11 protein-coding genes and 1 pseudogene are annotated in these 12,601 nt (G+C 71.3%); 6 read left to right on the plus strand and 6 right to left on the minus strand.

What is annotated here, in order from left to right; translation table 11 throughout:
- Positions 1 to 20 precede the first annotated feature (20 nt).
- Positions 21 to 362: a hypothetical protein gene (locus CM1CMNOD_RS20835; protein ID WP_013875571.1), complete on the minus strand. Its 342-nt coding sequence runs from the start codon at positions 360 to 362 to the stop codon at positions 21 to 23.
- Positions 363 to 692: 330 nt separating this feature from the next.
- Between CM1CMNOD_RS20835 and CM1CMNOD_RS20840 the strand changes: the two genes are divergently transcribed.
- Complete coding sequence (locus tag CM1CMNOD_RS20840; protein WP_131774138.1) at positions 693 to 902, plus strand: hypothetical protein; 210 nt, start codon at positions 693 to 695, stop codon at positions 900 to 902.
- A 111-nt stretch (positions 903 to 1,013) separates the two neighbouring features.
- Here CM1CMNOD_RS20840 and CM1CMNOD_RS20845 read toward each other — a convergent pair whose 3' ends face one another.
- A complete protein-coding gene (locus CM1CMNOD_RS20845; RefSeq protein WP_013875573.1) occupies positions 1,014 to 1,397 on the minus strand; it encodes an STAS domain-containing protein in 384 nt (127 codons plus the stop codon).
- Between the two features lie 258 nt (positions 1,398 to 1,655).
- Entirely contained in the window at positions 1,656 to 3,377 is a 1,722-nt protein-coding gene (gene pgi, locus CM1CMNOD_RS20850) for a glucose-6-phosphate isomerase (RefSeq protein ID WP_013875574.1), read from the minus strand.
- A gap of 385 nt (positions 3,378 to 3,762) precedes the next feature.
- On the opposite strand from pgi, the gene CM1CMNOD_RS20855 reads away from it, so the two are divergent.
- From CM1CMNOD_RS20855 to CM1CMNOD_RS22055, 4 genes are all read left to right on the plus strand, one after another.
- Positions 3,763 to 5,418, plus strand: a complete 1,656-nt coding sequence (locus CM1CMNOD_RS20855) for a serine/threonine-protein kinase (RefSeq protein WP_242625477.1) — start codon at positions 3,763 to 3,765, stop codon at positions 5,416 to 5,418.
- A 19-nt stretch (positions 5,419 to 5,437) separates the two neighbouring features.
- Positions 5,438 to 6,307 (plus strand): hypothetical protein, encoded by an 870-nt coding sequence (locus CM1CMNOD_RS23460; protein ID WP_242625478.1) that lies wholly within the window; start codon positions 5,438 to 5,440, stop codon positions 6,305 to 6,307.
- Positions 6,308 to 6,502: 195 nt separating this feature from the next.
- Positions 6,503 to 9,061 (plus strand): serine/threonine-protein kinase, encoded by a 2,559-nt coding sequence (locus CM1CMNOD_RS20860; RefSeq protein ID WP_013875576.1) that lies wholly within the window; start codon positions 6,503 to 6,505, stop codon positions 9,059 to 9,061.
- 360 nt (positions 9,062 to 9,421) lie between these two features.
- Positions 9,422 to 9,580, plus strand: a complete 159-nt coding sequence (locus CM1CMNOD_RS22055) for a hypothetical protein (RefSeq protein WP_013875577.1) — start codon at positions 9,422 to 9,424, stop codon at positions 9,578 to 9,580.
- Between the two features lie 310 nt (positions 9,581 to 9,890).
- Here the strand turns inward: CM1CMNOD_RS22055 and CM1CMNOD_RS20865 are convergent, their stop codons facing one another.
- Genes CM1CMNOD_RS20865 through CM1CMNOD_RS20875 form a run of 3 tightly spaced genes read right to left on the minus strand, consistent with a single transcriptional unit; the run spans position 9,891 to position 11,807 of the window.
- The gene (locus CM1CMNOD_RS20865) at positions 9,891 to 10,853 is read right to left on the minus strand and encodes an NlpC/P60 family protein (RefSeq protein ID WP_013875578.1); all 963 of its coding nucleotides are present in this window, start codon (positions 10,851 to 10,853) and stop codon (positions 9,891 to 9,893) included.
- Positions 10,854 to 10,902: 49 nt separating this feature from the next.
- Positions 10,903 to 11,577: a hypothetical protein gene (locus CM1CMNOD_RS20870; RefSeq protein WP_131772973.1), complete on the minus strand. Its 675-nt coding sequence runs from the start codon at positions 11,575 to 11,577 to the stop codon at positions 10,903 to 10,905.
- Between the two features lie 11 nt (positions 11,578 to 11,588).
- Positions 11,589 to 11,807: a helix-turn-helix domain-containing protein gene (locus CM1CMNOD_RS20875; protein WP_013875580.1), complete on the minus strand. Its 219-nt coding sequence runs from the start codon at positions 11,805 to 11,807 to the stop codon at positions 11,589 to 11,591.
- A 200-nt stretch (positions 11,808 to 12,007) separates the two neighbouring features.
- On the opposite strand from CM1CMNOD_RS20875, the pseudogene CM1CMNOD_RS22060 reads away from it, so the two are divergent.
- Positions 12,008 to 12,601: pseudogene (locus CM1CMNOD_RS22060) on the plus strand (hypothetical protein); the annotation flags it as partial.

Raw genomic sequence — 12,601 nt, forward strand, 5'->3', positions numbered from 1 at the left:
TGATCTGGTCGCGGGCGGTTCTAGAACCCCGCCGGCCGCCGGCCACCGCCTGCCGGGTCGTCCGGGCTCCCGGGCGTGGCCCCGTGCCCGCGGTCACAGGCCTCTTCCTGCAGGTAGTAGAGCTCCTCGGCCCACGCCCGGAAGCGTTCCACCGCGGCCAACTCCGCGGCCAGCGCACGGGCGATCCGGGCGATCGTGAGACGTTCCACCGGGCTGCGCAGCCACGGGCGGTCGGCCGCCTCCTCCTCGCTGGCCCGCTCGTAGGCCGCTCGGTGCAGGACGATCTCCGCCTGGGCGACCTCGATCTGCTCGATCAGCATCCGCATCCGCGTCCGCGTCCACAGCTCGGCGTCGCTTGGCATGGCCCGTCCAACCGGCCAGGGCCTGTTGCGGGGCCCGCTTAGCGGCGGGCCCTCCGAGCCGGCCGACTGCGTCACGGCGGACCTCGGCATGACAGACATGGTGACAGGCACCGCTTTACAGCCGGCGCCCGGCTGGGCCCGGTAATGATACCGCCGTCAGCCGCCGCCGTCCGGCGTCCGCAGCGTCACTCACCCTCTATGTACGAAGTCGGCGGCAGGAAGTGAATGCCCTGCGAGCATGGGTAAAACCGATGACGAGATAACGGAAAGGGATTACATCAGAACTTTCCGTGTTGTCGACGAAGGCCGGGGGGCACGGTGGCCGGATCGGTGGCGGTTGTACTGGGATTTCCACTCCTGCTGATGGTCGGTATGCTGGCCATGCAGCGGGTGGAACAAATGATCGAACGGGTGCGACGGCCGGCGCTGCGGGCCGTCCCGGACCTGGACGACACCTGCGTCGGGGTGGTTGAGGAGACCGGCCCGCCCCCGGCCCGGCTTCTGCGGCTGATCGTGTCCCGACACGCCGTCCGCCCCTGACCGACAGCCCGACGTCACCAGCCCCAGCATGCCGGGGCTGGTGAGAAGGATGCGTGGAAAAAGATGGCGCCGGTCAGCGTGGCGCGGAGCCGCTGACCGGCCGCGGGCTGATCAGCGCGCGGAGCTGGTGGCGGTGGCTCTGGGCGTCCCGGTGGCCGGCCGTCGCGACCCGGGTTCGACGTGTAGCCGGCCGGTCAGGCCGGTGGAACGCAACAACGCCATGAACGCCGGGGACGCCCCCCGGATCCGCACGGTCGAGTGGACCCCGCGCAACAGCAGGTCGGCCCGCAGGAGCGCGGCCATCCCCGCGATGTCAATGGCGCTCAGACCGCCGACGTCCACCACCACGTCGGTGCCGCCACGGCCGAGCAGCTCGTGGATCTGCTGACGGAATCGCAACCGGCCACGGGTGTCGAGCTCGCCGTCGAGTATGATGATCACTTCGCGCTCGGACTGCGTCACCGACATCCGCAGCTGACCGGCCTGCACCTGCATGCTTTTGCCCCCCGGTGATACCGCCGGTTCCCCGCCACTGTCACCCGTTGCCACACCTCCGGATGAGACCGGATGAGAATCGTCAACAGCCGTGGTCTTTCCCCGAGCCACGAGATACACACACTCGACACAACGATACTACCGAGCGTGACCAAAGATTCCGACTCCCACGGGGCGCGGGCCCGGTGGGAGCTGCCGGGCGGCCAACGGGCCGGGTCCTGACGGTCACCAGGCCAGCACCGCGGGCCGGCACCGGGGTCACCGCGGGGCGCGTCGGGCCTCGCGAAAGCGGCGAATGAGGCTGTTGGTGGAACTGTCATGGGCCAGCCGTCCGGCATCGGCGGCCTCGGCGAGATTGTCACCGTCCGTGGTATCCGCCGACAGTTCCGGAATGATGCGCTGCGCCAGCAGTTTGCCGAGCTCCACCCCCCACTGGTCGAAACTGTTGATGTCCCAGAGCACGCCCTGGGTGAAGACCCTGTGCTCGTACAGGGCGATGAGCTGACCGAGGGTGAACGGCGTCAGCCGGTCCGCGAGAATCGTGTTGGTCGGCCGATTCCCCGGGAACGTCCGGTGCGGGACGAGGGCGGGGTCGACCCCTTCGGCGGCGACCTGTTCGGCGCCGCGGCCGAAGGCGAGCGCCTCGGTCTGGGCGAAGAAGTTCGCCATCAGCAGGACGTGGTGGTCCGTCCCGGTGTCCCGGCCTGTCGGCACGTCGTGGTTCGGGTGGACGAAGCCGATGAAGTCGGCCGGGACCAGCGCGGTGCCCTGGTGGATGAGCTGGAAGTAGGCGTGCTGGCCGTTGGTCCCGGGCGTGCCCCACACCACCGGGCCGGTGGGCGTGGACACCGGCCGGCCGGAGCGGTCCACGGACTTGCCGTTGCTCTCCATGTCGAGCTGCTGCAGATATGCCGGGAACCGTCCCAGATAGTGGCTGTAGGGCAGCACGGCATGGGTCTGCGCGCCGAAGAAGTCCCGGTACCACAGGCCGAGCAGCCCCAGCAGCACCGGCAGGTTCCGGTCGAACGGAGCCGTCCGGAAGTGGACGTCCATCGCGTGGAACCCGGCGAGCAGGTCACGGAAGTGCTCCGGCCCGATCGCCAGCATCAGGGAGAGGCCGATCGCGGAGTCCACCGAGTACCGCCCACCGACCCAGTCCCAGAACTCGAACATGTTGGCGCTGTCGATACCGAACCCGGTCACCTCCACCGTGTTCGTCGACACCGCCACGAAGTGGAACGGGACGGCGTCCGGCCCGAGCGCGTCGGTCACCCAGGCGCGGGCGGTGCGGGCGTTCGCGAGCGTCTCCAGGGTGGTGAACGTCTTGGACGAGACGACGAACAGCGTCTCGGCCGGGTCGAGGTCGTGGGTCGCCTCCCAGATGTCGGTGCCGTCGACGTTGGAGACGAAGCGGAACCGTATCGACCGGTCGGAGTAGTCGAGCAGCGCGTCGTACGCCATGGCCGGGCCGAGGTCCGAGCCGCCGATCCCGATGTTCACGACCGTCCGGATGTGCTTTCCGGTGGCGCCCCGCCAGACCCCGGAACGGACCTTGTCGGCGAACGCGGACATCCGCTGGAGCACGGCGTGCACCGCGGGCACCACGTTCACACCGTCCACCTCGATGACGGCGTCCGCGGGGGCGCGCAGCGCGACATGGAGCACCGCCCTGCCCTCGGTCGTGTTGATCCGCTGGCCGGTGAACATGGCTTCGATCTGCTCCCGCAGCCGGGCCCGTCCGGCCAGGGCGACCAGCAGCTCCACCGTCCGGGCGGTGATTCTGTTCTTGGAGAAGTCGAGGTGGAGGCCGTCGGCCGCCGCGGTGAGCGTCTCGCCCCGACGCGGGTCGTCGTCGAACAGGCCGCGCAGATGGACACCGGCAAGCTCAGCGTGGTGCTTCTCGAGCGCCGCCCATTCCGGCGTGCCGGTTATCAGGGAATCGTGCTGGACAGCACCAGGGGACGGCTCAATGGACGACATGATCTTCGGGAACCTCCCGGTTGGACGGCTGCGGGCGCGGGCGCGGCTGCGACATGCCCACGATGCTGCATGCCCCCGCGCCGGGTCCACGTCACCGCATGCCCAGCAGGTCACCGCGCGCGTCACCCGGAGGTCCGGCGCGACGGCGCGGTACCGCCGGGAACCGGCACAGGCCGCCCACCAGTCGATGTGACACTGTGAATGCGGATAGATCATGAACGTGACCGGCTGTCACTGGATATGATCTGTGTCACCCATCTGTCAGCGTCGGCTGTGACCCGCGACGGGATCGGCGGACGGTGACGGTCGTACACTCACGACTGTTTTGCGGCTCCGGCACGGATGCGGGAATGGCTGTCCATACGGTGGCGGACGGAACTGACCTTTGTTGATTGATCGCTCGCTGGTGGAGACCGCTCTCCCCGGCTACCAGGTCGAAGGCGAACTCGGCCGCGGTGGCTACGGGCTGGTCCTCGGCGGCCGTCATCGGCTGATCGGCCGCAACGTCGCGATCAAGGTGCTGCTCGACACGGCCAACGACGCGGACCTGCGGGCCCGCTTCCTCGCCGAGGCCCGCGTCCTGGCCGAACTCGACCACCCGCACATCGTGCGCATCCATGACTACATCGAGCATCGAGGCAGCTGTCTGCTCGTCATGGAGCTGCTCCCCGGCGGCACCCTGCGCCAGCGGCTGGCGACCGGCCCGATCCCCCCGGAGGCCACCTGCGCGCTGGGCCTGGCGGCCGCGGCGGCGCTGCAGGCCGCGCACGCCCACAACGTCCTGCACCGGGACATCAAGCCCGACAACATGATGTTCGCCTCCGACGGGCTGCTGAAGGTCACCGACTTCGGCGTCGCGAAGATTTTCGAGGGCACCGAGACGACCGCCAGCGGGATTCTCGGGACGCCGCGTTACATGGCCCCCGAGCAGATCACCGGAGGGCGGCTGCACGCCTCCACCGATCTCTACGCACTCGGCGGGGTGCTCTACGAATTACTCGCTCAACGGCCTCTTTTCGGCCGTTCCCTGTCCGTGGGCGAGCTCGTCAACCACCATCTCAACGTCACCCCGCTCCCGCTCGAGGGCATACCCGCCGCCATCAACACGGTCATCATGCGCATGCTGGCCAAGGAACCCGCCGCCCGCTTCGGCGGCGCCACCGAATTCGCCCTTGATCTCGCCCAGGCCGCCGCGGGCTCGTTCGGTCCGAGCTGGCTCACCCGCAGCGGCATCAAGGTGCGGGTGGACGACGAGGTGCGGCACGCGGCGCTGGGCCAGGTGTCCGGGTCGAATCCGTCCGCTCAGGGTGCCCAGGCACAGCCCCGACAGCCCGCTACGCCGGGATCCGGGCCCCAGCAGCCGCCGCGGCCGTGGCCCGCTGGCGCGCAGCCGCAGCCGCAGCCGCAGCCGCAGCCGCAGCCGCAGCCGCAGCCGCAGCCGCAGCCGCAGCCAGGATGGTCCGGGCCACAGGCACAACCACAGCCGGGATGGCCGCAGTCGCAACCGGGATGGTCCGGGCCGCAGCAGCCCCAGGCGGCGCAGGCGTATCCGCCTCCGTACGACGGCCGGGCCGCCCCCGGACCCCAGGCCCCCTACTGGGTGCCGCCAGCCGGGTATCCGCCGCCGGCCCAGCCGGCCGGTGGGGCCGCCGCCGGGCCGGCCCGGTACAGACTGGTGGCAGCCCAACCCGTTCGCTCCCGGCGGCGGGCCGTCCGGGCCGCAGGACGGGCGGGTGCCCGCGGGCGCGCAGCCACCCGCGGTACCCGGCCCGGGATGGCCGGCAGGGCAGCGGCGGCCGTCCCGCCGTCGGATGTGGTTGATCACAGGCGTCGTGTTCACGGTGGTCGCCGCGCTGAGCGTCGGTATCACGCTGGTGGTGACCAGAGGCGGGGGCACTCCGGCCCACTCCGCGCTGTTCGTGCCGGGCACCGCCTACTCGGGCACGGCGCTGACCCTGCCCGACCTGGACGCGTACGACGTCACGATCGACCGGGCGGGCGCGCTCTACATCACCGACTGGACCAGCCACCAGATACGTAAGATCCAGCCGGACGGGACCGTGGTCACCGTCGCCGGCACCGGCACCGGCAACGCGGGCTTCGGCGGCGACGGCGGCCCGGCCACCCAGGCGGAGCTGAACAGCCCGGCCACGACGGCCGTCGACTCGGACGGCAACGTCTACATCAGCGACTCGCACAACCATCGCATCCGGAAGATCGATCCGCTGGGAATCATCACGACGATCGCCGGCACCGGCACGGCCGGCTTCTCCGGCGACGGCGGCCCGGCCACGGCGGCCCAGCTCAACGAGCCCTACGGGCTGGCGGTCGCCACAGACGACTCGATCTACATCTCCGACTACGAGAACCAGCGCATCCGGAAGATTGACCCGCTGGGAATCATCACGACGATCGCCGGCACCGGCACGGCCGGCTTCTCCGGCGATGGCGGCCCGGCCCTCCAGGCCCAGATCAAAAATCCCAACAACCTGGCGGTGGCCGCCGACGGCACCCTCTACATATCCGAGCTCGGCAACGCGCGGATCCGCAAGGTCAGCCCCAACGGCGTCATCACGACCGTCGCCGGGAACGGCACCTCCGGCTACGGCGGGGATGGCGGCCCGGCCACCGCGGCCCAGCTGCGCGTCCCCAGCGTCGCCCTCAGCCCGGACGGCGTCCTCTACATCGCCGACTACAGCAACGAGCGCATCCGGCGGGTGGCCACCAACGGTGTGATCACCACTGTCGCCGGCAACGGGACCGCGGGCTCGGCCGGGGACGGCGCGGCGGCGATCCGGGCGCAGCTGTCCAGCCCGACCGGCGTCACCGTCGACGGCGCCGGCAACCTCTACATCGCCGACGACAAGAACGACCGCGTCCGGCGCGTCAGCACCACCGGCATCATCACGACCGTTGCCCAGGCCGGGTAGACCGGCCGGAAACCGTCGGATCATGCTTCTTACCGCGTGTCGCCGGTCACCCGGGCAGCTGGCGACCGGCGGTGGTGCCACCATGTGCGCTCCATGCACTTCGTACACTTCAGGCACTTCGTTCGCTTGTGTACTTCGTTCGCTTCCCTGTTTCCCGCGCGCCGGCGACCCCGAGGAATCGAGTAGGACCACGACATGGCAGTCGACCGCGCACGGGTAGCGGCCGCGTTACCGGACTACGACGTCGGTGACGAGCTCGGCCGCGGGGGCTTCGGCGTGGTCTTCGCCGGCCGGCACAAACTGATCCAGCGTGATGTCGCCGTCAAGGTGCTGCCCGAGGAGGACGGCGGGGCCGAGGAGGTCCGCGAGCGGTTCCTGGTGGAGGCGCGGCTGCTCGCCGGGTTCGACCATCCTCATGTCGTCCGGGTCTACGACTATGTGGAACGCGGCGGCCTGTGCCTGCTGGTGATGGAGAAACTGACCGGCGGCAGCCTGCGCCAGCGGTTCGCCACCGGCCCGGACGGCCGGTGGCGGCGCGGCACCGGGCCTTCCGGGCCTGGCGGGTCGAACCAGCCGGCGGCCTGCGCGATCGGGCTGTCGGCCGCCACCGCGCTGGCCGCCGCGCACGCCCGCGGCGTCCTGCACCGGGACATCAAGCCGGACAACCTGCTGTTCACCGACGCCGGCCTGCCCAAGGTGACCGACTTCGGCATCGCCAAGATCCTTGAGACCACGGCGACCACCACCACCGGGCTGGTGGGCACACCGCGCTACATGGCGCCGGAGCAGATCAGCGGTGACCGGCTCAGCCCGGCGACGGACCTGTACGCCCTCGGGCTCGTCCTCTATGAGTTGCTGGCCGGCCGACCTCCGTTCGAGCGGCACCTGAGTGTCCCGGCGATGCTCCACCACCACCTCAACGTGCCTCCCGCACAGCTGACGGAGGCCCCGGAGCCGGTTGCCGCCGTGATCGGGCGCGCGCTGGAGAAGAGCCCGCCCGCCCGGCACTCCTCCGCCCAGGAGTTCGCCATCGATCTGGCGCGGGCCGCGGCCAGCGCCTACGGCCCCGGCTGGCTGACCGCCAGCAGGGTACCCACCAGCCTGCCGGACGCCGTCACCGCGGCGGCTCGAGGTGACGCGGCGGCCACGCCCCGGTCACCGGCGCAGCCGCGCCCGGCGACGACCCGGCCGTGGTGGTCGACGTCCGGCGCGGCCACTGGTACGGACACGGACACGGACGCGGGTACGGGCGGCGACACGACTCGGCTGGTCACCCCGGACTCCCCACCTGTCTCGGCAGCGGATCCGGCGGCCGGGTGGCCGGACGGCCGGGTACCGGCCCGGGTTGCCTGGCAGCCGGCCGGACAGCCTCTGGGAGGCCCGAGCCCCGAACCACCGGACGGCCGGTCGTCCAACTCGTTCACGGCTCCCACCCGGACCCCACCTCCCGGGCCACCGGACGGCCGGCCAACTGGCGGTGGCGAGCGAGGGCTGGAGTACCCCGAGGCGCACGGTTCCGGGGCACGCGGTTCGGGGGCACGGCGTGTGGCTGCCCTGTTCGGGCCGCGGCGCAACCGGATCGGCGCCGGTGTCCTGGTGCTCGTCCTGGTCGCCGTCGTCCTGGTCACGGTCTCGCGCGGCGGTTCCAGCCCGCGGCCGGGCCGGGCCGGGTACAGCGGCCCCGCCATCGCCGGTGCTCTCTCGTCGGTGAACGGCATCGCCGTCGGCACGGACGGGACCATCGTCGTGTCGGACGGCAGCGCTGGCCGTGTGCTGACGCTGAGCCCGACCGGGACCGTCGAGTGGCTGGCTGGTTCCCGCCCGCCGTCACCGAGGCCGGCGGCCGGGGCAAGCGCACAGCCCACGGCCGACACCGACGCCCGCCGGAGGGTCCTGGCCTCACCGAGCAGCGTGGCGGTCGACACCACCGGCGCGATCTACGTCGCCACCAGCACCTCCGACGGCCAGATCTTCAGGATCACCAGGGACGGCGGCATCTCCGTGGTCGCCGGCAGCGGCCCCGAACTGGACGGATTCACGGGAAACAACGGGGCCGCAACCGCCGCGGAACTGTCGCAACCACACGGGATCGCGGTCGACGACAACGGCGACATCCTCTTTTCCGAAGGCAGTCGGGTACGGAAGGTCACAGTCGCCACCGGGAGGATCGCCGCGGTCGCGGGCTCGTCGACCAGCGGAACGTCGGGTGACAACGGCCCGGCCGCCGACGCCCTGTTGAGCGTTCCGACGGACGTCGTCATCGCCAGGGACGGCAGCATCTACATCCTCGACGGAGAGGCGGAAACGGTCCGAAAGATCAGCCTGAAGGGCGTCATCTCCCGTTTCGCCGGCACGGCACCGCCAGCGACCGGCACGGCGGGCACGGCGTCGCACACGCCGACTGCCTCACCGCCGCCGGTCGGCAGCGCCGGGGACGGCTCCCCGGCAACCGCGGTGACGCTCGGCGATCCCGACGGGATCGCACTCGCACCCAACGGCGATCTCTACATCGCCGACTACGCGAACAACGTGATCCGGCTGGTGGACGCGGCCAGCGGCGTGATCAGTACCTTCGCCGGGTCGCGTACCGCCACCGAGCCCGGGGACGGCGGGGACGCGCGGGAGGCCCGGGTCTACGCGCCGACCGGGGTCGCCGTCGACGGCACCGGCGCGGTCTACATCGCCCAGTACGGCGGGATCGTCCGCCGGGTCGGGCCGGACGGCCTCATATCCACCATCCTCAAGCCCTCCTGACAGCACCGGACACCAGCGACGTATACCGCGCCGGCCGCCACCGCAGCCTGCCCCGCCGGCCTTGTCCCGGCCGGCCCCACACCGTTCCCTGCCGCCTCATATCGGTGCGCCCGCTCCCGGCTGTGCGAGCGCACCGGGCCGCTTGTGGACAGCGCGATTCCTACCGGCGTCGAGCGATGACGGGACGTTCGGCATCGTGGCCGTCAACGGCGCCACCTGCCCTGCTTCCCGGACAGATGACACCCAGAGTAGTTATCTGATTACGCAAACGAGCGGTCGACATGTCGGCGACCGTGGACGGCGGGAGGCTCCGGAGAGCGTGGACGGCGCCTGTCCACCCCGTCTCCCGCGAGGTCCGACATGACCGTGAAGAAACTGACGCACCTGTCCCTGCTCGCACTGCTGATCTTTTATCTGGCGAACACGCCCAGTGATGCCGCTTACGTGGTCCACTCGGCGGTCAGCGTGCTCGGGGACGCCGCGGAAGGCTTGTCCCATTTCGTCACAGAGGTCGCATGAGACGCCGAACGGGATCGGACGGGACAGCGCATGAACCGTGACGCAATGATCATTGATGTTCGCCGCTCCCACCGCGAGGCCGGCGGGCTCCCCCGACCATGCCCGTGGGGGCGGCCGAGGTTGTACGGGATACCCGGGCGAACGGCGGCGCCCACGCGGACACGCCCGGACACGGCGGACCCGCCTCATCCGCGGCGGCACACGTAGCGGCGGTATATGTAGCGGCGGTATATGTGACATACATGGCGGCCTACCTGGCGACCAGGCACGGGGCAGCCAGCCGTGTGACAGCTGATCAGGCGGCAGCCGGTCAGGTGGCGGCCAGCGGGCGAGTGACCGCCACGATCGACGTCCAGTCCGACAGGGCGGACTGGACCACACCCCAGCGGGCGCCCTTCGCCGCAATCACCCGGCCGTTCCCCACGTACATGCCGACGTGGCCCGGTGCCGCGGGGGTGCCGTCGGCCCCGGGGATGAACAGCAGGTCACCGGGCTGCGGATCCACGGCGGACACCAGCGGGCCCGCCCGCATCTGGTCCACGGTGACCCGTGGCAGCGACACCCCGATCCGCTGGTACGCCGCCTGCACCAGCGAGGAGCAGTCCCAGGCGTCCGGGCCGGTCGCGCCCCACACGTAGGGCTTGCCGATCTGGCTCTCCATGAACGCCAGCACCGGGGCCACCGCGGCCGCCGACACCGTGCCCGCGACCATGGCGTCGATGACGTCGCCATAGACCTGTGCCTGGGCGAGGATGGTCCGGACGTAGTTACGGGTCTCCGGGTACGGCGGAACACCGGCGTAGGCGAGCACCGCGCCCGGCCCGGCGTTGTAGGCCGCGAGCATCTTCTCCCGTGGATCCGCCGAAACGGACGCCGTCGCCGCGGCCACCGCACAGTCGTAACGGGCCGCGGCGGGGATGGCGTCCGCCGGGTTCCACACGTCGTCCTGGCCGTGGACCGCCCAGGTCCCGGGCATGAACTGGGCGATACCCATCGCGCCGACAGCGGAGCGGGCGGACGGGTTGAAACCGGACTCCTGGTGTAGCTGAGCGGCCAGCACCGCCGGCGACACCTCGGCGCAACCGGCGTTGCTCGCGGCCTCGATGATCATCGGCAGATACTCCGGCGGGATGCCGGCGGCGTTCCTGATCGTCCGGCGCACGTCGGAACCGTCGTTCCCGATGAAGGGGCCGGCAATGATCACGACGATGGCCGTGACACCGAAGACGAACGCGGCGATGCTGCCGGCCAGCCCCAGCCCGCCCCAGAGCATCCATCGTTGCCGGCGCCGACGGGCGCGGGCGCTCCCCCCTGCCACGGCGTCAGCGGCCCGGTGCGTCGCCGTAGGAGTTCGCCAGGTCCGCGCCGGCCACCAGCCAGGTGCCGTCGGTCTGGCGGAGCAGGGTGAGCGCCGGGTTCGACACCGTCTCGACGCGGTCGCCGACCCGGTCGCTCACGGTCGTGCGCCGGACGTTGAGCAGCAGCACGACCCGGCCGCTGGCGGTGCTGTCGACACCGCCGAGCGGCGAGGTGGCGAGCACCTCGACGGTGGACCGGCTGCCCAGCTCCCGCAGTTCCAGCCAGCCCCGCGCCGGCTCCTCGGTGGCGGTGGCGGCCCGTTCCCCGCCGAGCTGGGCGAAGAAGTCCGGGGTCATGCAGGTGCGGACGCGCAGCAGACCGGCGTCCGGTCCGCTGTCGGCCCGGGTGTCGTAGGACTGCCAGCGGGTGAAGCAGTCCACCGCGACGCTTCCGGGATCATGGGGGTCGAGCGGGGCGGAGGCCAGCGGTGAGGCGGTGGCAAGTGGCGGACCAGGTGGCTGGCTCGCGGCCGGCGGTGGCCCGGTCGCGGTCGGGGCGCTGCTCGCCCGGGCCACGACGTCACGCACGGCCGAACAGGCCGACACACCGCACAGCAGCACCGGCGCCGCCGCCACCAGCACGCACAGCCTGGACGCGCCCCGCACGAGCATCCGCGAAGGCGCCCGCCCGACCGACATGCCGGAAAAGATCACTCCCTGCCGTCCAGCCAGTCCCTGACCCGACCACGGCGGATTCGCCACTGGTGGCCGACCTTGCGAGCCGGGATCTCCCGTTCGGACAGCAGCCTGAGCACCGTGCTCTCCGACAGCCGCAGCCACGCGACCAGCTCGTCGACCGTCAGCACGTCATCGTCCGCGGGATCCCTGCCCGCCGCGAACGCCGCCACCGAGACGCCCTCCTGTGCCACGTGACGGCCTCCCTCTCCGAGCACATACCGCCGGCGCAGGAAGTTACACCCACCCAAGCCACCCTGACGACCCCCAAAGGAGCCTTGTCATACTTGAACTGCTCGTGTTACATCGATCCGTCCGAAGTTCAAGCCAAGCAACCGTAAGCAGCAGTAACAGGCACTAACCAGCCGGAGAATACCACGGAGGTCGACAGCGCGTGACCGATGTGTCGCGGGAGCCCTACGGCGATGACGGTGACGCGCGTCCCGTCTCGCTGATCGGTACACGCCTCCCCGGGGCGGGTCCACGGCCGGATTCGACGACCCGTGATGACGTACCCGCCGCCGGAACCACAACCAGCGGCAGCCCGCCGCCACCAAGATCTTCTTCTGCTGTCGAGCCGGGTACGGACACCCGGGCCGGACGGATCACCAGACGTCTGCGCCGCCGGTCGCGCGATAATCCGGGCGGGCGCGCCTCCGCCGACGCGGACGACCCGCGTCAGGCCGAAGCGTTCCTGCTGCAGGACGCCGGGAGCACCACCACACCGCCAGCGGTCACCCCCGGTGACTCCGAGGGGCCGGCTGTCCCGGCTGCCACCGATCCCGCGGCTGCCAGCCCCGCCGTCACGGCCCCGGTCACGGTCGACGCGTCGGACGCTCCCGAGGCCGTCGACCCGTCATCCGCGGCGTCGGGGGCCGACGGTCCCGCCGAGGTTCCCCCGCCCCGGCCGGCGGGGGAACCCGCGGCGGCCGCGGGCGACGCCGCGAGCGCTGGAGCGGCTGGGGCTGGGACTGGAGCCGAGGAGCGG

It is taken from the genome of Protofrankia symbiont of Coriaria myrtifolia, from assembly GCF_900634755.1.
Lineage (GTDB): Bacteria > Actinomycetota > Actinomycetes > Frankiales > Frankiaceae > Protofrankia > Protofrankia coriariae.